Genomic DNA, 22,012 nt, shown 5'->3' on the forward strand with positions numbered 1-22,012 from the left:
TTAATGTAAATCTCAAATAGAAGGGAGAGAACTCCTTGTTTGAATTAAACAATTTCGAGTCGATAAAAATAGCATTGGCTTCTCCAGAAAAAATAAGACAATGGTCTAGAGGAGAAGTTAAAAAGCCAGAAACTATAAATTACCGTACTTTAAAACCAGAAAAAGATGGTCTTTTCTGTGAAAGAATATTTGGACCACAAAAAGACTGGGAGTGCCATTGTGGTAAATATAGAAGAGTTAGATACAAAGGTGTAGTTTGTGATAGATGTGGAGTAGAAGTAACTAAATCGAAAGTAAGAAGAGAAAGAATGGGACATATAGAGCTAGCAGCTCCTATGTCTCACATCTGGTACTTTAAAGGTATACCAAGTAGAATGGGACTTTTACTTGATATGTCACCAAGATCATTGGAAAAAATACTATACTTTGCTTCATATGTAGTAGTTGATCCAGGAGAAACTGGATTGAATGAGAAGCAGTTATTGACAGAAAAAGAGTATAGAACTGCTCTTGAAAAATATGGATATACTTTTACTGTAGGTATGGGTGCTGAAGCTGTAAAGATATTGTTACAAAACATAGACTTAGAGCAACAAAGCAAAGACCTAAGAGCGGAATTAAAAGACAGTACAGGACAAAAGAAAGTTAGAACAATAAGAAGATTAGAAGTTGTAGAAGCATTTAAAAAATCTGGGAATAAACCAGAATGGATGATTTTAGATGCGATACCAGTAATACCACCAGATTTAAGACCAATGGTACAACTTGATGGTGGAAGATTTGCAACTTCAGACTTAAATGATTTATATAGAAGAGTTATAAACAGAAATAATAGACTTAAGAGATTATTAGAGCTTGGAGCTCCAGATATAATTGTAAGAAATGAAAAGAGAATGCTTCAAGAAGCAGTTGATGCATTAATAGATAATGGTAGAAGAGGTAGACCTGTAACAGGGCCTGGAAATAGACCACTTAAGTCTTTATCAGATATGTTAAAGGGTAAACAAGGTCGTTTCCGTCAAAACTTACTTGGTAAGCGTGTTGACTACTCAGGACGTTCTGTTATAGTTGTTGGACCAGAACTTAAATTCTATCAATGTGGTCTTCCAAAGAAAATGGCACTAGAACTATTTAAGCCATTTGTTATGGATAAACTAGTTAAAGAAGGATATGCACATAATATAAAAAGTGCAAAATCTATAGTAGAAAAAGTTAAGCCAGAAGTTTGGGATGTTTTAGAAGATGTTATAAAAAGCCATCCAGTTCTTCTTAACCGTGCGCCGACTCTGCATAGATTAGGTATACAAGCATTTGAACCAATCTTGGTTGAAGGTAAAGCTATAAAGCTACATCCACTTGTGTGTACAGCTTACAATGCAGACTTCGATGGTGACCAAATGGCAGTCCATGTACCTTTATCAGTAGAAGCACAAGCAGAAGCAAGATTCTTAATGCTTTCTGTAAACAACATTCTTGCTCCTAAAGATGGTTCTCCTATAACTACTCCATCTCAGGATATGGTTTTAGGTTGTTATTATCTAACAATAGAAGCACAAGATGATGCTAAAGGAACAGGAATGGTATTTAAAGACTTTAATGAGCTATTACTTGCTTATTACAATAAATCAGTTCATCTACATGCGTTAGTAAAACTAAAGGTGACTCTTGAAGATGGAAGAAGTTCATTAGTTGAAAGTACAGTTGGTAGATTTATATTTAATGAAAGCATACCTCAAGATTTAGGATTTGTAGATAGAAATGAAAACCCATTTGCTCTAGAAGTTGACTTCTTAGCAGATAAAAAATCTCTGGGTAAAATAATAGATAAGTGCTTTAGAAAACATGGAAATACAGAAACAGCGGAATTACTAGATTATATAAAATCTCTAGGATTTAAATATTCTACATTAGGTGGTATAACAGTTGCTGTTGCTGATATGAGTGTTCCAGAAGAAAAGAAAGTATTTATAGCTGAGGCAGAAGAAAAAGTTGATAAATATGAAAAAGCATACAGAAGAGGTTTAATATCTAATGAAGAAAGATATGAAAAAGTTATAGAGACATGGACAGAAACAACTGATAAGGTTACTGATGCTCTTATGGGTGGACTAGATAGATTAAACAATATATATATAATGGCACATTCAGGAGCCAGAGGTTCTAAAAACCAAATTAGACAGCTAGCAGGTATGCGTGGTCTTATGGCCAATGCATCTGGTAAAACAGTTGAGATACCAGTTAAATCTAATTTCCGTGAAGGTTTATCAGTACTTGAATACTTTACATCTTCACATGGTGCCAGAAAAGGTCTTGCCGATACAGCTATACGTACGGCTGAATCTGGATACTTAACAAGAAGACTTGTTGATGTAAGTCAGGATGTTATTGTAAGAGAAGTAGATTGCGGAACAGAAGATACTACAGAAATTTATGCTATAAAAGAAGGAAATGAAGTTATAGAAGAAATATATGATAGAATTGTAGGAAGATATACTATAGACCCTATATTAAATCCTGAAACTGGTGAAGTTATAGTTGAAGCTGATGCTATGATACAAGAAGATGAAGCAGAAACTATAGTAGATTTAGGAATTGAAAAAATTAGGATAAGAACAGTTCTTAACTGTAAAACTAATCATGGAGTTTGTTCTAAGTGCTATGGTAGAAACTTAGCTACAGGAAAAGAAGTTAATATAGGTGAAGCAGTTGGTATAATAGCAGCTCAATCTATAGGTGAGCCGGGTACTCAGCTTACAATGCGTACATTCCATACTGGAGGGGTTGCAGGAGCCGATATAACTCAAGGTCTTCCAAGGGTTGAAGAATTATTCGAAGCTAGAAAACCAAAAGGTTTAGCTGTAATAACTGAAGTATCTGGTAGAGTTGAAATAGATGAAACTGGAAAGAGAAAAGAAGTAAATGTAATACCAGAAGAAGGCGAAACTCAAACATATGTGATACCATATGGTTCTAGATTAAAAGTTAAGCAAGGACAGATATTAGAAGCTGGAGATCCTTTAACACAAGGATTTATAAATCCTCATGATATAGTAAGAGTAAAAGGTGTTAAAGGTGTTCAAGAATATATAGTTAAAGAAGTTCAAAGGGTTTATAGACTTCAAGGGGTTGATGTTAACGATAAGCATATAGAAGTTATAGTAAGACAAATGCTATCTAAAGTTAAAGTTGAAGACCCAGGAGATACAGATTTATTACCAGGTGGATATGAAGATGTATTAACATTTAATAGATGTAACGAAGAAGCTATAGCTAAAGACTTAAGACCAGCAGTTGCTAAAAGAGTATTACTTGGTATAACTAAAGCATCTCTTGCAACTGATTCATTCTTATCAGCAGCTTCATTCCAGGAAACAACAAGAGTATTAACAGAAGCTGCAATAAAAGGTAAAGAAGACCACCTAATAGGGCTTAAAGAGAATGTTATATTAGGTAAGCTAATACCAGCAGGAACAGGAATGAAGAAATATAGAAATATAGCTGTTGAAAAAATTGAAGATTAATGGCAGATAGAGTAAAGAAATCTTGACAACCATTATTTGTGGTGTTAAAATAGTAAAGTGTGTTGTTTAAAAGTACACTAAGGGCTTATATGAGCTCTTAGTGACTTTTAAATGGCAATAAACAAGAACTAAAAGCATCAAGCTAGAAAAATGCTAATATCACATATTCATGTGTTATAGACATTAAATTGTAAGTAACAAATGTTACAATCAGTCAGTATGAGTATTCATATTGATGTAGTTGGCGGTCACTGATAAGATCGAAAATTTGGAAGGAGGTGCAGATGATGCCAACAATTAACCAATTAGTTCGTAAAAGTAGAAAAGCAGTTGAAAAGAAATCTACTGCTCCAGCATTACAAAAAGGTTACAACTCTTTAAACAAGAAAGTAACTGACGCTAGTGCTCCACAAAAAAGAGGGGTTTGTACTTCAGTAAAAACAGTTACTCCTAAGAAACCTAACTCAGCTTTAAGAAAAGTTGCCAGAGTTAGATTAACTAATGGTATAGAAGTTTCTGCTTATATACCAGGAGAAGGACATAACTTACAAGAGCATAGTGTTGTTCTTATAAGAGGCGGAAGAGTAAAAGACCTTCCAGGGGTTAGATACCATATACTAAGAGGTACTTTAGATACAGCAGGTGTTGATAAGAGAAGACAATCAAGATCTAAGTATGGTGCTAAGAAACCTAAGGACGCTAAAAAATAAAAACAATTAATGATTGATTATAGTTCGGTGCTTTAAATATATAGATATTTATGGCATCACGGCATTAAATAATTTATGTCGAGTACCTATGATTTAAGTTAAATAATTAAGGAGGGAAGCGAAATGCCAAGAAAAGGTAATGTTCCAAAGAGAGAAGTTTTACCAGATCCTATGTATGGGAGTAAGGTAGTTACTAAATTAATAAATAATTTAATGGTAGACGGAAAAAAAGGAAAGTCTCAAACAATAGTTTATGATGCTTTCACAGTTATTGCTGAAAAAACAGGAGAAGATGCTTTAGAAGTATTTAATAAGGCAATGGATAATATAATGCCTGTTTTAGAAGTAAAAGCAAGAAGAGTTGGTGGGGCAAACTACCAAGTACCAATCGAAGTTAGACCTGAAAGAAGACAAACATTAGGTTTAAGATGGTTAGTAAAATATACTAGAGCTCGTGGAGAAAAAGGAATGGTTGATAAATTAGCTAAAGAAATAATGGACGCAGCTAACAACACAGGAGCTTCAGTTAAGAAAAAAGAAGATACTCATAAAATGGCAGAAGCTAATAAAGCATTTGCTCATTATAGATGGTAGGATATATAGATATCTTATAAAATTGAGGATATCATAAGGAGGATAACCATGGCTAGAAAGTTTCCTTTGGAAAGAACTAGGAATATAGGAATCATGGCTCATATAGATGCAGGGAAAACTACTACTACAGAAAGAATCCTGTTTTATACTGGGCAAACTCATAAGATAGGAGAAACTCATGAAGGGGCTTCTCAAATGGACTGGATGGAGCAAGAAAAGGAAAGAGGTATAACAATAACTTCTGCCGCTACTACTGCTTCATGGAAAGACCATAGAATAAATATAATAGATACTCCTGGACACGTGGACTTCACAGTTGAAGTTGAAAGATCTCTAAGAGTTCTTGACGGTTCAGTTGCTGTATTCTGTGCAAAAGGTGGAGTTGAACCTCAATCTGAGAATGTATGGAGACAAGCTGAAACTTATGGAGTACCTAGAATAGCTTTTGTAAATAAAATGGATATATTAGGTGCAGATTTCTACAATGTTGTAAGCATGATGAAATCTAGATTAAATTCTAATGCAGTTCCTATGCAATTACCAATAGGTAAAGAAGATTCATTTATAGGTATAATAGACTTATTAAAAATGGATGCTGTTATATACAAAGACGACTTAGGTGTTGAAATGGAAGAAACAGACATACCAGAAGATATGAAAGAATTAGCTACAGAGTGGAGAGAAAAATTAGTTGAAGCAGTAGCTGAAACTGATGAAGAGTTAATGATGAAGTATCTTGAAGGTGAAGAACCTACTATAGATGAATTAAAAGTTGCTATAAGAAAAGCTACTATAGCTTGTGAAATGAACCCAGTTTTCTGTGGTACAGCTTATAGAAACAAAGGTGTTCAGTTAGTAATAGATGCAGTTTTAGATTACTTACCAGCACCAACTGATATATCAGCTATAAAAGGTATATTGGAAGATGGAGAGGAAGCTGAAAGACATTCTTCTGATGAAGAGCCATTCTCTGCATTAGCATTCAAAATAATGACTGACCCATTTGTTGGAAAACTAGCGTTCTTCAGAGTTTACTCTGGAACATTAGAATCTGGTTCTTATGTTTTAAATGCAACTAAGAATAAGAGAGAAAGAATTGGTCGTATACTACAAATGCATGCCAATACAAGAGAAGAAATAACTAAAGTTTATGCTGGAGATATAGCAGCAGCAGTAGGATTAAAAGATACTACTACTGGAGACACATTATGTGATCCTGCTAATCCAATAATACTTGAATCTATGGAATTCCCTGAGCCAGTTATATCTGTTGCTATAGAACCAAGTTCTAAAGCAGCTCAAGAAAAAATGGGTATAGCTCTTCAAAAATTAGCTGAAGAAGACCCAACTTTCACAGTTAAAACTGACCAAGAAACAGGACAAACTATAATATCTGGTATGGGTGAATTACACTTAGAGATAATAGTAGATAGATTATTAAGAGAATTTAAAGTAGAAGCTAAAGTTGGTGCTCCACAAGTTGCATATAGAGAAACTATAACTCAACCAGTTGATGTTGAATACAAGTACTCTAAGCAATCAGGTGGTAGAGGACAATATGGTCACGTTAAGATTAGAGTTGCTCCTCAAGAGCCAGGTGAAGGATACAAATTCACAAACAAAACTGTTGGTGGATCTGTACCAAAAGAATATGTTGGTCCAGTTGACATGGGTATACAAGGAGCTATGCAATCTGGTATAGTTGCTGGATATCCAGTTGTAGACGTTGCTGTTGAGTTATATGATGGTTCTTACCATGAAGTTGACTCTTCTGAAATGGCGTTCAAGATGGCTGGTTCAATGGCATTCAAAGATGCTATGAAGAAAGGTAATGCAGTTCTTTTAGAGCCTTACTTTAAAGTAGAAGTTGTTACTCCAGAAGATTACATGGGAGATGTTATGGGTGACTTAAACTCAAGAAGAGGATTAATCCAAGGAATGGAAGCAAGAAGTGGTGCACAAGTTATAAATGCATTTGTTCCACTTTCAGAAATGTTTGGATACTCTACAGACCTAAGATCTTCAACTCAAGGTCGTGCAACTTATACAATGATATTCGATCACTATGAACAAGTTCCAGCTTCAGTTGCTAAAAAGATAGCTGAAGGAAAATAATTTAAAAATTAATTAATAATATAAATATAAAAAATAATCAGCAAGACGAGACTTGTCTCGTCTTGCACAAGATAAAGGGAGGAAATTCAAAATGGCTAAAGCTAAATACGAAAGAACAAAACCTCATGTTAATATAGGGACAATAGGACACGTTGACCATGGTAAAACTACATTAACAGCAGCGATAACAAAAACATTATATGACAGATACCAATTAGGAGAAGCAGTAGATTTCGCAAACATAGATAAAGCTCCAGAAGAAAGAGAAAGAGGAATCACAATATCAACAGCACACGTTGAGTATGAAACTCCAAACAGACACTACGCACACGTTGACTGCCCAGGACATGCTGACTACGTTAAGAACATGATAACAGGAGCAGCACAAATGGACGGAGCAATATTAGTTTGTTCAGCAACAGATGGACCAATGCCACAAACAAGAGAGCATATACTATTATCAAGACAAGTTGGAGTACCATATATAGTAGTATTCTTAAACAAATGTGACATGGTAGATGATGAAGAGTTATTAGAACTAGTAGAAATGGAAGTAAGAGATTTATTAACAGAATATGATTTCCCAGGAGATGATACTCCAATAGTAAGAGGATCAGCATTAATGGCATTAGAAGATCCAAAGAGTGAGTGGGGAAATAAAATAGTAGAATTATTCGAGCAAATAGATGAATATATACCAGCACCAGAAAGAGATACTGACAAACCATTCTTAATGCCAGTAGAAGACGTATTCTCAATCACAGGAAGAGGAACAGTTGCAACAGGAAGAGTGGAAAGAGGAGTATTAAAAGTACAAGACGAAGTAGAATTAGTAGGATTAACAGAAGCACCAAGAAAAGTAGTAGTAACAGGAGTAGAGATGTTCAGAAAATTATTAGACCAAGCACAAGCAGGGGATAATATAGGAGCATTATTAAGAGGAGTACAAAGAAACGAAATAGAAAGAGGACAAGTACTAGCAAAGACTGGATCAGTAAAAGCACACACAAAATTTACTGCAGAAGTATATGTACTTAAAAAAGAAGAAGGTGGAAGACATACACCATTCTTTGATGGATATAGACCACAATTCTATTTCAGAACAACAGATGTAACAGGAGCTTGTAAGTTACCAGATGGAATAGAAATGGTAATGCCTGGAGATAACGTAACAATGGAAGTAGACTTAATAAATTCAATAGTTGTAGAAGAAGGATTAAGATTCTCAATAAGAGAAGGTGGAAGAACAGTAGCTTCAGGAGTTGTTGCTACAATAATCGAATAATCTTTTACTAAGCTAATTGATTTCATATAAAAAAAGAGGGGGTTTAACCTCTCTTTTTTGTTTTTTGTTGACAAGTAGCAATAAAGCATATATACTAAACTAGTGCCTTGAGATAGATTCATAATCAAGTTTAAGGTTATAATGTTGTAAGAGAAAATAAAATTGAAAAAAACATAAAAAAAACTTGAAAAAATGTAACAGATGATATAAAATATAATAGTGTGCTTGAGAGATTAAGAAAATAAGAATTAAATCCTAGTGAAATACGAACTGATGTCGATTTGAAAGTTACAACACACCCGGAGCAGTGTATCGGTATTAGTTGTACGCAACTTGAAAATTAAACACGTGATAAAGGAGGGAAAACAAAATGGCTAAGAATGAAAAAATAAGAATAAGATTAAAATCATATGATCACAAATTATTAGATTTTTCAGCAGGTAAAATAGTTGAAACTGCTAAAAAGGCTGGATCACAAGTTTCAGGACCTGTGCCTCTACCAACAGAAAAACAAATTGTAACTATATTAAGAGCCGTACATAAGTACAAAGACTCTAGAGAACAATTTGAAATAAGAACTCATAAAAGACTAATCGACATAGCTAATCCAACACCTAAAACAGTTGACTCATTAATGAGATTAGACTTACCAGCAGGTGTAGATATAGAAATAAAATTATAAGAACCCCTAAGATATTATCCTATAGGTAACTATCTTAGAATGATTACTTCTAAAATGATGTAATCCGCTGTAAGAATTATAGGAGGTGCTAATATGAATGGAATATTAGGAAAAAAAGTTGGTATGACTCAAATATTCACTGATAAAGGTGTAGTTATACCTGTAACAGCTGTTGAAGCAGGACCTATGGTCGTTACTCAAATAAAAACAGTTGATAAAGATGGATACAATGCTATACAAATAGGTTTTGAAGATGCTAAAGAAAAATCTTTAAACAAGCCTAAAAAAGGACACTTAGCTGCTGCTAATGTTTTAAAGAAACATTTAAAAGAGTTTAGAGTAGATTCTGTAGAAGGATACACAGTTGGACAAGAAATAAAAGCTGATGTATTTGAAGCAGGTGCAAAAATAGATGTTACTGGAATAAGTAAAGGTAAGGGATTCCAAGGTCCAATAAAAAGACATGGACAAAGTAGAGGTCCTGAATCTCACGGTTCTAGATACCACAGAAGACCAGGTTCAATGGGAGCTTGTTCTTACCCAGGTAGAGTATTTAAAAACAAAAAATTAGCTGGACACATGGGAAGCGTAAAGGTAACAGTTCAAAACTTAGAGGTTGTTAAAGTAGATGCTGATAAGAACCTTATATTAGTTAAGGGAGCTATACCAGGAGCTAAAGGTTCAGTAGTAACTATAAAAGAAGCTGTAAAGGTTTCTAAATAATGACTAACCTAGAGAAAGGAGGAATAACAATGCCAAAATTAAATGTACTAAATGTTAGTGGACAAAACGTTGGAGAAATAGAATTATCAGATTCTATATTTGGCGTAGAAGTTAATGGACATGTTTTATATGAAGTTGTAAAAAATCAATTAGCAAATAAGAGACAAGGAACTCAATCTGCTAAGACTAGAGCAGAAGTTAGAGGTGGCGGAAGAAAACCTTGGAAACAAAAAGGAACAGGTAGAGCAAGACAAGGTTCTACAAGATCTGTACAATGGGTAGGTGGAGGAGTTGCTTTTGCACCTAAACCAAGAAGTTACAAATATACATTACCTAAGAAGGTAAGAAGATTAGCTATGAAGAGTGCTTTATCTTCAAAAATACAAAATAGTGAAGTTATAGTATTAGATGCATTAAACATGGATGCTCCTAAAACTAAAGAATTTGCTCAAATATTAAATAATATAAATGCTGCTAAAAAAGCTTTAGTAGTTATAGCTGATAAAAATGATAATGTAATAAAATCAGCTAGAAATATAGAAGGTGTTCAAACTGCATTAGTTAATACTATGAATGTATATGATATATTAAAATATGATTCATTTATAATAACTACAGATGCTGTTAAAAAAGTGGAGGAGGTGTACGCATAATGACTAATCCACATGATGTAATAATAAGACCAGTTGTAACTGAGCACAGTATGGCTGAAATGGGTGAAAAAAAATACACTTTTGTTGTGGCTAAAGATGCGAACAAAACTGAAATAAAAAAAGCAGTAGAAAAAGTATTCGGAGTTAGTGTTGATAAAGTAAATACTTTAAACTACGATGGAAAAGTTAAAAGAATGGGTAGAACTCAAGGAAGAACAGCAAGCTTTAAGAAAGCAGTAGTTAAATTAACTGCTGATAGTAAAGAAATAGAATTCTTCCAAGGAATGTAATATTATAACAAACGAAGGAGGGAAAACAGATGGCTATAAAAAAGTTTAGACCAACTTCTCCTGCCTTAAGACAAATGACAGTTTTAGTTTCTGAGGAAATAACATGTAACCAACCAGAAAGATCTCTTTTAGTTAACTTAAAGAAAAATGCTGGTAGAAACGTACATGGTAGAATAACTGTTCGTCATAGAGGTGGAGGACAAAAAAGAAAATATAGAATAATAGATTTTAAAAGAGATAAAGATGGTATACCTGCTAAGGTTGCTACTATAGAATATGATCCAAACAGAACTGCAAATATTGCATTATTAAACTATGCTGATGGAGAAAAAAGATATATATTAGCTCCAGTTGGAATCAACGTTGGAGATACTATCTTATCAGGATTAGGTGCTGATATAAAACCAGGAAACTGTTTAGCATTAAAAGATATGCCAGTTGGTACTATCATTCATAATATAGAATTAAAGCCAGGAAAAGGAGCTCAATTAGTTAGATCTGCTGGAGTTTCTGCACAATTAATGGCTAAAGAAGGAAAAAATGCTTTATTAAGATTACCATCAGGTGAAATGAGATTAGTAAGCATAAACTGTAAAGCTACTATAGGACAAGTTGGAAATATAGAGCACGGTAACGTAGTTATTGGTAAAGCAGGTAGAAAAAGACATATGGGAATAAGACCTACTGTAAGAGGTTCTGTAATGAACCCTAATGACCATCCACACGGTGGAGGGGAAGGTAGATCTCCAATAGGTAGACCATCTCCTGTTACTCCATGGGGTAAACCAGCTCTTGGATACAAAACTAGAAAGAAAAACAAAGCTTCAAATAAGTTAATAGTATCAAGAAGAACTAAGTAGTAAATTTATTTTTGCTCGGAAAGGAGGAATATAAATGTCAAGATCAACTAAAAAAGGACCTTTTGTCCATGCAAGACTTTTAAAGAAAATAGAAGCTATGAATGCTAGCGGAAATAAAGAAGTTATAAAAACTTGGTCAAGATCTTCAACTGTATTTCCACAAATGGTAGAAAACACTATAGCTGTTCATGATGGAAGAAAACATGTTCCAGTATATATAACAGAAGATATGGTTGGACACAAATTAGGTGAGTTCGTTCCTACTAGAACTTTCAAAGGACATAAGGATGACGAAAAATCTAATAAGAGAAAATAATTAAATTATGACTAAGAAAGGAGGAATAACAATGGAAGCAAAAGCTACTGCTAAATATGTACGTGTATCACCAAGAAAAGCAGGCCAAATCTGTGACCTTGTTAGAGGAAAGAATGTTGATGAAGCATTAGCGATATTAAAGTTCACTCCAAGAGGAGCAGCTTCAATAATAGCTAAAGTTGTAAAGTCAGCTAAAGCTAACGCAGAAAACAATCACGAAATGGATACTGAAAAATTATATATAGCATCAATAGTTGCTAATCAAGGGCCAACAATGAAGAGATTCATGCCTAGAGCTATGGGTCGTGCAACTACAATAAGAAAAAGAACTTCTCATATAGAGGTTGTTGTGAAAGAAAAAAAATAATTAATAGATAGGAGGGAAAGTAATGGGTCAAAAGGTTAATCCACACGGCTTAAGGGTCGGTGTTATAAAAGATTGGGACTCAAGATGGTTCGCTACTGATAAAAAAGAGTTCGGAAACTTATTATTAGAAGACCATAATATACGTAAATTCTTAAAGAAAAGATTATACTCAGCTGGAGTTGCTAGAATAGAAATAGAAAGATCAGCTAATAAAATAAAAATGGACTTACATGTTGCTAAGCCAGGAGTAGTTATAGGAAGAGCTGGTGCTGGAATCGAAGCATTAAAAGTTGAATTAGAAAAAATGACAAAGAAAAGTATAATAGTTAACATAGTAGAAGTAAGAAGTACAGATAAAAATGCTCAATTAGTAGCTGAAAATATAGCTTTAGCTATAGAAAGAAGGGTTGCTTTCAGAAGAGCAATGAAACAAGCTATACAAAGAGCAATGAAATCTGGTGCTAAAGGGATAAAAGTTTCTGCTTCAGGAAGATTAGGTGGAGCTGAAATGGCTAGAACTGAAGGTTATAGTGAAGGAAATGTGCCACTACAAACTTTAAGAGCAGATATAGATTATGGTTTCGCTGAAGCTGATACTACTTATGGAAAAATAGGTATAAAAGTTTGGATATGTAATGGTGAAGTTTTACCAACTAGAGATGGTGTAAATCCAAGAGAAGAAAGCAGAAAGAGCGACAGAAGAGACAACAAGAGAGATAACAGAAGAAACGATAGAAGAGGAAATGATAGAAGAGGAAACGATAACAGAGGAAACTACAGAGGACAAAAACCTCAAGGTGGACAAAGACCTCAAGGTGGATCAAGACCTCAAAGAACTGAAAACAAAGGAAATTAATAATAGTTAGGTTCAAGGAAGGAGGAAAAATACTCATGTTAATGCCAAAAAGAGTAAAGCGTCGTAGAGTTCATAGAGGAAGTATGGCTGGGCAAGCTCATAAAGGTAACAAAGTTACTTATGGTGAGTTTGGATTAGTAGCTTTAGAAGCTTCTTGGATAACTTCTAATCAAATAGAAGCTGCCAGAATCGCGATGACTAGATATATAAAAAGAGGGGGAAAGGTTTGGATAAAAATATTCCCTCATAAACCAGTAACAAGAAAACCAGCAGAAACTCGTATGGGTGCAGGGAAAGGTTCTCCAGAATATTGGGTAGCTGTAGTTAAGCCAGGAAGAGTTATGTTTGAATTAGCAGGTGTTTCTGAAGATAAAGCAAGAGAAGCTATGAGACTTGCTGCACATAAATTACCAATCAAATGTAAATTTGTTAAAAAAGAAGATTTAGAAGTAAAGGGTGGTGAATAGGATGAAAGCTAAAGAATTAAGAGATTTAACAAGCGAAGAGCTAATGAACAAATTAAACGACTTCAAAAGTGAATTATTTAGCTTAAGATTCCAATTAGCTACTGGTCAATTAGAAAATACAGCTAGAATAAAGTTTGTTAAGAAGGATATAGCAAAAGTTAAAACTGTTCTTGCTGAAAGAAAGTTATACGAAACTAGAGCTTAATTTGGAAAGGAGGCTTTTTAAACATGGAAAGAGGAAGAAGAAAAGTTAGAATAGGCCGTGTTGTTAGTGATAAGATGGATAAAACAATAGTAGTAGCTGTTGAAGAGTTCGTACGTCATCCACTATATAATAAACGTGTTAAGAGAACTAAGAAATTTAAGGCTCATGATGAAAAGAATATATGTAACATCGGAGATAGAGTTAAAATAATGGAAACTAGACCTTTATCTAAAGATAAGAGATTCAGACTAGTTGAAGTTGTTGAGAAAGTTAAGTAGTTTTTGAAGAAGGAGGGATTACGATATGATACAACAAGAATCACGTCTAAGAGTTGCTGATAACTCAGGAGCTAAAGAACTTTTATGTATACGTGTTCTAGGCGGAAGTAAAAGAAGATATGGTAACATAGGCGACGTTATAGTTGCTACTGTTAAAAGTGCAACACCTGGTGGAGTTGTAAAAAAAGGTAAGGTTGTTAAAGCTGTTATAGTAAGAAGCAAACAAGGCGTAAGACGTAATGACGGAAGCTATATATCTTTTGATGAAAATGCTGCTGTTATAATAAAGGACGATAAAACTCCAGTAGGAACTCGTATATTCGGGCCTGTTGCTAGAGAGTTAAGAGACAATGAATTCATGAAAATAGTTTCTCTTGCTCCAGAAGTACTATAATTAAGGAGGTGCAATAGGACATGATGCGTGTTAAAAAAGGTGACACTGTTGTAGTTATAGCAGGTAAAGATAAAGGTAAAAAAGGTTCAGTTTTAAAGGTATACCCTAAAGCTGATAAAGTATTAGTTGAAGGTGTAAACGTAATAACTAAACATCAAAAACCAAGTGCTATGAACCAACAAGGTGGAATAATAAACAAAGAAGCCCCAATACACATATCTAATGTAATGCCATTTGATCCTGAAACAGGAAAAGGCGTTAGAGTAAGATATGAAGTAAAAGATGGCACAAAAGTAAGAGTATCAGCAAAGAGCGGAAAAGAATTATAATAAATATTGCTTGAAAGGAGGGACCTTAAATGGCTTCTAGATTACAAGAAAAATACATGAAAGAAGTTGCTCCTGCTTTAATGGAGAAATTTGGATATAAAAACGTAATGGAGATACCTAAGTTAAACAAAATAGTTATTAACATGGGTATAGGTGACGCTAGAGAAAATCCAAAAGGATTAGAAAAAGGCGTTGAAGAATTAGAAATAATATCAGGACAAAAGCCTGTTATAACTAAAGCTAGAAAATCTGTTGCTAACTTCAAACTAAGAGAAGGAATGCCAATAGGAACAAAAGTTACATTAAGAGCTGACAAAATGTTCTACTTTATGGACAAATTAGTATCAGTTTCTTTACCAAGAGTTAGAGACTTTAGAGGTGTTAACCCTAATGCTTTTGATGGTAGAGGAAACTATGCTTTAGGAGTTAAAGAACAATTAATATTCCCTGAAATAGAATATGATAAAATTGATAAAGTAAGAGGAATGGATATAATATTCGTTACTACAGCAAAAACTGACGAAGAAGCTCGTGAATTATTAAAATTATTAGGAATGCCATTTTCTAAGTAAGCAAAGGAGGGATTCCCGTGGCTAGAAAAGCGATGGTTGTTAAACAACAAAGAAAGCAAAAGTACGCTACTAGAGAATACACTAGATGTACTATATGCGGAAGACCGCATTCAGTTTTGAAAAAATTTGGTATATGCCGTATATGCTTTAGAGAATTAGCTTATAAAGGTCAAATACCTGGTGTTAGAAAAGCAAGCTGGTAGAAGCTTGATTAGAATGGAAGGAGGGCTACAAAATGACAATGACAGATCCAATTGCAGATATGCTTACTCGTATAAGAAATGCTAATGTTGTTAAGCATGAAACTGTAGATGTTCCAGCTTCTAATATGAAGAAAGAGTTAGCTAGAATCTTATTAGAAGAAGGTTTCATAAGAGGTTATGATGTTATAGAAGATGGAAAACAAGGTATCATAAGAATACAATTAAAGTACGGACAAGAAGGCGAAAGAGTTATAACAGGTCTTAAGAAAATATCTAAGCCTGGAATGAGAGTTTACGCTGCTAACCACGAAATACCAAAAGTATTAAATGGATTAGGAATATCAGTAATATCTACTTCAAAAGGAATATTAACTGACAAGCAAGCTAGAAAAGAAAATGTTGGTGGAGAAGTAATCTGCTACGTTTGGTAATTAATATGAACAATGTAAGGAGGTGCGACCATGTCAAGAATAGGTGTTAAGCCAATAATAATACCAGCAGGTGTTGAAGTTACTATAGCTGAAGGAAATTTAGTTACAGTAAAAGGTCCAAAGGGAACTTTAACTAAACAATTAAGTGCTGAGTTAAATATAAAAAAAGAAGAAAATACAATAATGGTTGAAAGACCAACTGATAATAAAAAACACAGATCTTTACACGGATTAACTAGAACTTTATTAGATAATATGGTTGTAGGTGTAAATACTGGTTTCGAAAAGAAATTAGAACTAAAAGGTGTTGGATACAGAGCTCAAAAACAAGGAAAGAAATTAGTTATGAACTTAGGTTTCTCTCATCCAGTTGAAATGGAAGATCCAGAAGGAATAACTGTTGAAGTTCCAAACCAAACTGAGTTAATAGTAAAAGGTATAGACAAGCAATTAGTAGGAAATTATGCTGCTAAAATAAGAGCTTGGAGAAAGCCAGAGCCATACAAAGGTAAAGGTATAAAATACGTTGATGAAGTAATCAGACGTAAAGAAGGAAAAACTGGTAAAAAATAATACCAAAACTTAAACGCTAGAAAGGAGTGAGCTAGGTGTTAAAAAAGGCTGATAAAAATGCTAATAGACTTCAAAGACATAAGAGAGTTCGTAGAAAAATAAGCGGTACTGCTCAAAGACCAAGATTATGTGTATTTAGAAGTGCTAACAATATATATGCTCAAATAATAGATGACACAAACAGAGTAACTCTAGTTGCTGCATCTTCTTTAGAAGCAGAAGTTAAGAGTGCTGTTAATCATACAGGAAACAAGGAAGCAGCTAAGAAAGTTGGAGAATTAGTTGCTAAAAAAGCTGTTGAAAAAGGAATCACTGAAGTTGTATTTGACAGAGGTGGATACTTATATCATGGAAGAATTCAAGAATTAGCTGAAAGTGCTAGAGAAGCTGGTCTTAAGTTCTAATACGAAGGAGGGAAAAATACATGCTACGTCGTAAGCCGATAGATGCAGGACAACTTGACTTACAAGAAAAAGTTGTTGAAGTAAGACGTGTTACTAAGGTTGTAAAAGGTGGTAGAAACTTCAGATTTGCAGCGTTAGTAGTTGTTGGAGATGAAAACGGACACGTTGGTATAGGTGCTGGGAAAGCAATGGAAGTACCAGATGCTATAAAAAAAGCAGTTGAAGATGCTAAGAAAAATCTAATAGTAGTGCCAATGGTTGGGACTACAATTCCTCACGAAGTACGCGGACACTTTGGTGCTGGAAATATATTAATAATGCCTGCTGTAGAAGGTACAGGAGTAATAGCTGGGGGACCTGCTAGAGCCGTACTTGAGTTAGCTGGACTAAAAGACGTTAGAGCTAAATCTTTAGGATCTAACAATCCAAGAAATATGGTAAATGCTACAATAGAAGGACTTAATTCTCTAAAAACAGTTGAAGATATAGCTAAACTTAGAGGTAAAAAAGTTGAAGAACTTCTAGGGTAAGGAGGTAGTGTAAAATGGCTAAATTACAAATAAAATTAGTTAGAAGTGTTATAGGAACTACTCCTAACCAAAAAAAGAATGTTGAAGCGTTAGGATTAAGAAAAAGAGAACAAGTTATTGTAAAAGAAGACAATGCTCAAGTAAGAGGTATGATAAAAAAAGTAAGTCATTTATTAGAAGTAACTGAAATAGCTGAATAATTTTTAAAAAGTAGTGCAAGGAGGTGCAATCCATGAAGTTACATGAGTTAAAACCTGCTGAAGGTGCAGTAAGAGCTAAGAGAAGATTAGGTAGAGGTACTGCAACTGGACAAGGTAAAACTGCAGGACGTGGACAAAAAGGTCAATGGTCTCGTTCTGGTGGTGGAGTAAGAGTAGGGTTCGAAGGTGGACAAATGCCACTAGCTAGAAGACTTCCTAAGAGAGGTTTCAATAACATATTTAAGAAGGTTTACACAGAAGTTAATGTTGAAGTTTTAAACAGATTTGAAAATGGAACAGAAATAACTGCAGAATTATTAAAATCTACTAAAACTATAAGCAAAATAGGTAAAGATGGAATTAAAATCTTAGGTGAAGGTAATTTAGAAAAAGCTTTAACTGTTAAAGCTACTAAATTTACAGCTTCAGCTCAAGAAAAAATAGAAAAAGCTGGTGGAAAAGCAGAGTTAGTATAATAACCTGCTAATCTCCTAGCCAGTACAGGCGGGGTGAATTAGCGTGCTGTCAAAATTAAAACAAGCTTGGAAGATTAAAGCAGTAAGAAAAAAAGTAATGTATACACTTATGATGATCGTGATATTCAGAATAGGTACTACAATACCAGTTCCAGGTATAGACACTAGTATTATACAAAAGATGGTAGGCGGCAATAGTCTACTTTCTCTGTATAATATGTTTACTGGTGGAGCATTTAGTAACTTTTCACTATTTGCTTTGGGTATAAGTCCATATATTACTGCATCAATCATAATACAGCTTCTAACAGTAGGTTTTGAAAGTTTAGCAGAACTTCAAAAATCTGGTGAAGAAGGAAAGAAAAAAATCAATAAGTACACTAAATATACAGCACTAGCTCTAGCAGTTGTACAAGCTTTGGGAATTACATTAGGAATTGTAAGAAGTGCTTTAATATCAAATAGTGTGTTTTTTATCACAACTGTTGTAATAACATTAGTTTCAGCAAGTATGTTAGTAATGTGGATTGGGGACAAAATTACCGAAAAAGGAATTGGTAATGGTAGTTCAGTAATAATATTTGCAGGTATTATATCAAGAATACCAACAGATGTTATTAAAATCGCACAACAAGTTAAATCTGGTCAAGTTGCACCTTGGGTAATAATACTTCTAATTGTAGTTATATTACTTACAGTTACAGGGGTTACATTTATACAAGAAGCGACTAGAAAGATACCTGTACAATATGCTAAAAGAGTTGTTGGAAGAAAAATGTATGGAGGACAAAGTTCTCATATACCAATGAAAGTTAACCAATCAGGAGTTATGCCTATAATTTTTGCTAGTTCACTTTTAGCTTTTCCACAAACAATAGCTATGTTTATGGGGGCAGATGCTCAAGCTTTTGTTCAAAAATACTTAAGTATGGCAACAGAACAAGGATTTTGGACATACAGATCAATTGAAATTCTACTTATAATTTTCTTCTCATATTTTTATACAACTGTATCATTCAATACAGAAGATATATCTAAAAATATGAAAAATAATGGTGGATTTATACCAGGTATTAGACCAGGTGAACCTACTATGGATTATTTAAATAGAATCTTAACAAGATTAACTTTAGCTGGAGCTACTTTCTTAGCAATAATTGCTATGGTACCAGCTCTTACAACACATTATATGAATGTCAATATGAGTCTAGCTGGAACTTCATTGCTAATCGTTGTTGGGGTTGCTTTGGAGCTTAAGAGACAGTTAGAGTCAAACTTAGTTATGAGAAGCTATCAAGGTTTCTTAAAATAAAATGGAGATGGATAATATGAGAATAATATTACTTGGACCTCCAGGTGCTGGTAAAGGTACTCAGGCGGCAGGAATAGTAGAAAAATACAATATACCTCATATATCAACAGGAGATATATTCAGAAAGAATATAAAAGAGGGAACAGAACTTGGAAAAAAAGCTAAAGAATACATGGACCAAGGTTTATTAGTACCAGATGAGTTAACTGTAGGTTTAGTTACTGATAGAATATCTCAAGAAGACTGTAAAAATGGATTTATGTTAGATGGATTTCCAAGAAATGTAGCACAAGGTGAGCATTTAGATGTATTCTTAAAAAATGCTGGTATAGTACTGGATAAAGTTGTCAATATTGAAGTTGATAAGAGCATATTAGTATCTAGAGCAGTTGGTAGAAGAATATGCAAGTCTTGTGGAGCTACTTATCATGTTGAGTTTAATCCTCCTAAAGTAAAAGGTGTATGTGATGTATGCCAAGGAGAATTGTATCAAAGAGCTGATGATAATGAAGAAACTGTATCTAAGAGAATACAAGTTTATCTAGATGAAACTAAGCCTTTAGTAGATTATTATAGCAAACAAGGTATAATAGCTGATATAAAAGGTGACCAAGCAATAGATAAAGTATTTGAAGATATTGTTGCAGCTTTAGGAAGTGGAAAATAAATGATTATCTTGAAATCAAAGAAAGAAATAGAACTTTTAAGAGAAGCAGGCAAAATTGTTGCTGATACTCATGAAGTTTTAAGAAAAGCTATTTCTCCGGGAATATCTACTTTAGAATTAGATAAAATAGCTGAAGAGAATATAAGAAAATACAATGCTGAACCTTCTTTTAAAGGATATGGAGGTTTTCCAGGAAGTATATGTGCTTCTATCAATAGAGAAGTTGTACATGGAATTCCAGGTGAGACTCTATTAAAGGAAGGAGACATTGTAAGCTTAGATATAGGAGCCTATTATAAAGGATATCATGGTGATTCTGCGAAAACTCATGGAGTAGGCATGATATCTGAAGAAGATAGGAAATTAATAGAAGTAACTAGAGAAAGCTTCTATGAAGGAATAAAATTTGCTAAATTAGGATATAGACTTTCGGATATCTCACACGCAGTACAAACACACGTTGAGAAACATGGTTTCTCAGTAGTTAGGGATTTGGTAGGACATGGAGTTGGAGCAAATCTTCATGAAGATCCACAGGTACCTAATTATGGACTCCCAGGAAAAGGACCAAGACTTAGAGAAGGAATGGTTATTGCTATAGAGCCAATGGTTAATGCAGGTCGTTATCATGTAAAGACTCTATCAGATGGGTGGACGACTGTTACAATAGATGGAAAAAAATCAGCTCATTATGAGCATACGATAGCAATTACTGAACATGAACCTTTGATATTGACAAAGTTGTAAATTAAGAAGTAGGTGAAAAAAGTGCTATCAGATAATTTAAGTATAGGTCAAGTTGTTAAGGTTTCATTAGGTCGAGATCAAGGAAATTTATTTTTCGTAGTCAAGATAATTAATAATGAATATGTATTAATAGCTGATGGAAAGAAAAGAAAACTTGACAAACCTAAGTTAAAGAAAGTTAAGCACTTAAAAAAATATAATTTTATTAATGATGAAGTTAGAAAAAGAGTAGTATCTGGACAAGAGATTACAGATTCTTTTTTAAGAGCTGAACTTACTAAGTTAAATTAGATAATTTAACTTATTGAAATGGAGGGCTGGTTAGTTAATGGCCAAAAAAGATGTTATAGAATTAGAAGGTACAGTTTCAGAAGCTTTACCTAATGCTATGTTTAAAGTTAAACTAGAAAATGGACATGAGATATTATGCCACATTTCTGGAAAGCTAAGAATGAACTTCATAAGAATTCTTGAAGGTGATAAGGTGAATGTTGAACTTTCTCCATATGACCTTACAAGAGGAAGAATCACTTGGCGTAAGAAGTAGACTATCTTGATATTTAGTCTAAGGAGGGATTAATAATGAAAGTTAGACCATCAGTAAAACCAATATGTGAAAAATGCAAAGTAATAAAAAGAAAAGGAAAAGTAATGGTTATCTGTGAAAATCCAAAGCATAAGCAAAAACAAGGATAAGAAATTATTACTAGTATTTTGTTAAATTTTATAGTATAATACTATATTGTGATGTTAACAAAAGAACGTTAAAATCGTTGAACAATCTGACGTAGGATTGATATATGATATGAAGTTTTAAACACTAAAAACTATGTGTAGGAGGTGCGATCATGGCAAGAATAGCTGGGGTAGATTTACCTAGAGAAAAAAGAGCGGAGATAGGCTTAACTTATATATATGGTATAGGTAAAGCAACTGCTAACGAAATATTAGCTAAAGCTGAGATAAATCCAGATACAAGAATAAAAGATTTATCAGAAGATCAAGTTAATGAGTTAAGAAAAGTTATAGATGACGATTTCTTAGTTGAAGGTGACTTAAGAAGAGAAATTGCTTTAAACATAAAGAGATTAAGAGATATAAAATGTTATAGAGGAATTAGACATGGTAAAGGTCTTCCATTAAGAGGACAAAGAACTAAAACTAATGCTAGAACTAGAAAAGGTCCTAGAAAAACAGTATCTCGTAAAAAGAAAAAATAATTAAATAATAATTAGATGAAGGAGGGAAAAGG

General features: G+C 33.7%; 33 protein-coding genes. All 33 read left to right on the plus strand.

What is annotated here, in order from left to right; all coding sequences use genetic code 11:
- Positions 1-35: 35 nt before the first annotated feature.
- Positions 36-3,521, plus strand: a complete 3,486-nt coding sequence (gene rpoC, locus IC174_RS18420; protein WP_227437041.1) for a DNA-directed RNA polymerase subunit beta' — start codon at positions 36-38, stop codon at positions 3,519-3,521.
- A 287-nt stretch (positions 3,522-3,808) separates the two neighbouring features.
- Positions 3,809-4,231 carry a 30S ribosomal protein S12 gene (gene rpsL, locus IC174_RS18425; protein WP_227437039.1) on the plus strand — a complete coding sequence of 141 codons (423 nt, stop codon included), beginning with the start codon at positions 3,809-3,811 and terminating at the stop codon, positions 4,229-4,231.
- 123 nt (positions 4,232-4,354) lie between these two features.
- A complete protein-coding gene (gene rpsG / locus IC174_RS18430) occupies positions 4,355-4,825 on the plus strand; it encodes a 30S ribosomal protein S7 (protein ID WP_227437037.1) in 471 nt (156 codons plus the stop codon).
- 48 nt (positions 4,826-4,873) lie between these two features.
- Positions 4,874-6,940, plus strand: a complete 2,067-nt coding sequence (gene fusA, locus IC174_RS18435; RefSeq protein WP_227483636.1) for an elongation factor G — start codon at positions 4,874-4,876, stop codon at positions 6,938-6,940.
- Positions 6,941-7,031: 91 nt separating this feature from the next.
- The gene (gene tuf, locus IC174_RS18440) at positions 7,032-8,225 is read left to right on the plus strand and encodes an elongation factor Tu (RefSeq protein WP_227437055.1); all 1,194 of its coding nucleotides are present in this window, start codon (positions 7,032-7,034) and stop codon (positions 8,223-8,225) included.
- 370 nt (positions 8,226-8,595) lie between these two features.
- On the plus strand, positions 8,596-8,907 hold the full coding sequence (gene rpsJ, locus IC174_RS18445; protein WP_054268679.1) for a 30S ribosomal protein S10: 312 nt from the start codon (positions 8,596-8,598) through the stop codon (positions 8,905-8,907).
- 93 nt (positions 8,908-9,000) lie between these two features.
- On the plus strand, positions 9,001-9,630 hold the full coding sequence (gene rplC / locus IC174_RS18450; RefSeq protein WP_227437029.1) for a 50S ribosomal protein L3: 630 nt from the start codon (positions 9,001-9,003) through the stop codon (positions 9,628-9,630).
- Between the two features lie 29 nt (positions 9,631-9,659).
- Positions 9,660-10,283 carry a 50S ribosomal protein L4 gene (rplD, locus tag IC174_RS18455; protein ID WP_227437028.1) on the plus strand — a complete coding sequence of 208 codons (624 nt, stop codon included), beginning with the start codon at positions 9,660-9,662 and terminating at the stop codon, positions 10,281-10,283.
- Entirely contained in the window at positions 10,283-10,573 is a 291-nt protein-coding gene (rplW, locus tag IC174_RS18460; RefSeq protein WP_003421170.1) for a 50S ribosomal protein L23, read from the plus strand. The genes rplD and rplW overlap by 1 nt, the downstream gene beginning before the upstream one ends.
- A 29-nt stretch (positions 10,574-10,602) precedes the next feature.
- Positions 10,603-11,433, plus strand: coding sequence for a 50S ribosomal protein L2 (rplB, locus tag IC174_RS18465; RefSeq protein ID WP_227437027.1), 831 nt, complete (start codon positions 10,603-10,605; stop codon positions 11,431-11,433).
- A gap of 34 nt (positions 11,434-11,467) precedes the next feature.
- The gene (gene rpsS / locus IC174_RS18470; protein WP_003421166.1) at positions 11,468-11,749 is read left to right on the plus strand and encodes a 30S ribosomal protein S19; all 282 of its coding nucleotides are present in this window, start codon (positions 11,468-11,470) and stop codon (positions 11,747-11,749) included.
- Positions 11,750-11,780: 31 nt separating this feature from the next.
- Positions 11,781-12,116: a 50S ribosomal protein L22 gene (gene rplV / locus IC174_RS18475; protein ID WP_009887891.1), complete on the plus strand. Its 336-nt coding sequence runs from the start codon at positions 11,781-11,783 to the stop codon at positions 12,114-12,116.
- 22 nt (positions 12,117-12,138) lie between these two features.
- A complete protein-coding gene (gene rpsC / locus IC174_RS18480) occupies positions 12,139-12,972 on the plus strand; it encodes a 30S ribosomal protein S3 (protein WP_227483637.1) in 834 nt (277 codons plus the stop codon).
- Positions 12,973-13,007: 35 nt separating this feature from the next.
- Complete coding sequence (rplP, locus tag IC174_RS18485) at positions 13,008-13,439, plus strand: 50S ribosomal protein L16 (protein WP_003421160.1); 432 nt, start codon at positions 13,008-13,010, stop codon at positions 13,437-13,439.
- Position 13,440: 1 nt separating this feature from the next.
- Positions 13,441-13,644, plus strand: a complete 204-nt coding sequence (gene rpmC / locus IC174_RS18490; RefSeq protein WP_003421158.1) for a 50S ribosomal protein L29 — start codon at positions 13,441-13,443, stop codon at positions 13,642-13,644.
- A 23-nt stretch (positions 13,645-13,667) separates the two neighbouring features.
- Positions 13,668-13,922 carry a 30S ribosomal protein S17 gene (rpsQ, locus tag IC174_RS18495; RefSeq protein ID WP_003421156.1) on the plus strand — a complete coding sequence of 85 codons (255 nt, stop codon included), beginning with the start codon at positions 13,668-13,670 and terminating at the stop codon, positions 13,920-13,922.
- 25 nt (positions 13,923-13,947) lie between these two features.
- On the plus strand, positions 13,948-14,316 hold the full coding sequence (rplN, locus tag IC174_RS18500; RefSeq protein WP_003421155.1) for a 50S ribosomal protein L14: 369 nt from the start codon (positions 13,948-13,950) through the stop codon (positions 14,314-14,316).
- A gap of 23 nt (positions 14,317-14,339) precedes the next feature.
- Positions 14,340-14,645 (plus strand): 50S ribosomal protein L24, encoded by a 306-nt coding sequence (gene rplX / locus IC174_RS18505; RefSeq protein ID WP_227437031.1) that lies wholly within the window; start codon positions 14,340-14,342, stop codon positions 14,643-14,645.
- A gap of 29 nt (positions 14,646-14,674) precedes the next feature.
- Entirely contained in the window at positions 14,675-15,217 is a 543-nt protein-coding gene (gene rplE, locus IC174_RS18510) for a 50S ribosomal protein L5 (protein ID WP_003421151.1), read from the plus strand.
- A 17-nt stretch (positions 15,218-15,234) separates the two neighbouring features.
- On the plus strand, positions 15,235-15,420 hold the full coding sequence (locus IC174_RS18515) for a type Z 30S ribosomal protein S14 (protein WP_003421149.1): 186 nt from the start codon (positions 15,235-15,237) through the stop codon (positions 15,418-15,420).
- Between the two features lie 32 nt (positions 15,421-15,452).
- Positions 15,453-15,851 carry a 30S ribosomal protein S8 gene (gene rpsH / locus IC174_RS18520; protein ID WP_003421148.1) on the plus strand — a complete coding sequence of 133 codons (399 nt, stop codon included), beginning with the start codon at positions 15,453-15,455 and terminating at the stop codon, positions 15,849-15,851.
- 30 nt (positions 15,852-15,881) lie between these two features.
- Entirely contained in the window at positions 15,882-16,424 is a 543-nt protein-coding gene (rplF, locus tag IC174_RS18525; protein ID WP_227483638.1) for a 50S ribosomal protein L6, read from the plus strand.
- Between the two features lie 35 nt (positions 16,425-16,459).
- A complete protein-coding gene (rplR, locus tag IC174_RS18530; protein ID WP_227437023.1) occupies positions 16,460-16,828 on the plus strand; it encodes a 50S ribosomal protein L18 in 369 nt (122 codons plus the stop codon).
- Between the two features lie 20 nt (positions 16,829-16,848).
- Positions 16,849-17,358, plus strand: a complete 510-nt coding sequence (gene rpsE, locus IC174_RS18535; protein WP_227437021.1) for a 30S ribosomal protein S5 — start codon at positions 16,849-16,851, stop codon at positions 17,356-17,358.
- A 14-nt stretch (positions 17,359-17,372) separates the two neighbouring features.
- Complete coding sequence (rpmD, locus tag IC174_RS18540; RefSeq protein WP_227437019.1) at positions 17,373-17,558, plus strand: 50S ribosomal protein L30; 186 nt, start codon at positions 17,373-17,375, stop codon at positions 17,556-17,558.
- Between the two features lie 32 nt (positions 17,559-17,590).
- Positions 17,591-18,034 (plus strand): 50S ribosomal protein L15, encoded by a 444-nt coding sequence (gene rplO / locus IC174_RS18545; protein WP_227483639.1) that lies wholly within the window; start codon positions 17,591-17,593, stop codon positions 18,032-18,034.
- A gap of 43 nt (positions 18,035-18,077) precedes the next feature.
- The gene (gene secY / locus IC174_RS18550; RefSeq protein ID WP_227437017.1) at positions 18,078-19,346 is read left to right on the plus strand and encodes a preprotein translocase subunit SecY; all 1,269 of its coding nucleotides are present in this window, start codon (positions 18,078-18,080) and stop codon (positions 19,344-19,346) included.
- A gap of 16 nt (positions 19,347-19,362) precedes the next feature.
- Positions 19,363-20,013 (plus strand): adenylate kinase, encoded by a 651-nt coding sequence (locus IC174_RS18555; protein ID WP_227437015.1) that lies wholly within the window; start codon positions 19,363-19,365, stop codon positions 20,011-20,013.
- The gene (gene map / locus IC174_RS18560) at positions 20,014-20,760 is read left to right on the plus strand and encodes a type I methionyl aminopeptidase (protein WP_227437013.1); all 747 of its coding nucleotides are present in this window, start codon (positions 20,014-20,016) and stop codon (positions 20,758-20,760) included.
- Positions 20,761-20,781: 21 nt separating this feature from the next.
- Entirely contained in the window at positions 20,782-21,051 is a 270-nt protein-coding gene (locus tag IC174_RS18565; protein WP_227437012.1) for a KOW domain-containing protein, read from the plus strand.
- 37 nt (positions 21,052-21,088) lie between these two features.
- The gene (gene infA, locus IC174_RS18570; protein ID WP_003421127.1) at positions 21,089-21,307 is read left to right on the plus strand and encodes a translation initiation factor IF-1; all 219 of its coding nucleotides are present in this window, start codon (positions 21,089-21,091) and stop codon (positions 21,305-21,307) included.
- A gap of 35 nt (positions 21,308-21,342) precedes the next feature.
- Positions 21,343-21,456, plus strand: a complete 114-nt coding sequence (rpmJ, locus tag IC174_RS18575) for a 50S ribosomal protein L36 (protein ID WP_002509257.1) — start codon at positions 21,343-21,345, stop codon at positions 21,454-21,456.
- Positions 21,457-21,608: 152 nt separating this feature from the next.
- Positions 21,609-21,980 carry a 30S ribosomal protein S13 gene (gene rpsM, locus IC174_RS18580; protein ID WP_227437009.1) on the plus strand — a complete coding sequence of 124 codons (372 nt, stop codon included), beginning with the start codon at positions 21,609-21,611 and terminating at the stop codon, positions 21,978-21,980.
- Positions 21,981-22,012 lie beyond the last annotated feature (32 nt).

Origin of the sequence: Clostridioides sp. ES-S-0001-03, from assembly GCF_020676075.1 — a bacterium.
Classification (GTDB): domain Bacteria; phylum Bacillota; class Clostridia; order Peptostreptococcales; family Peptostreptococcaceae; genus Clostridioides.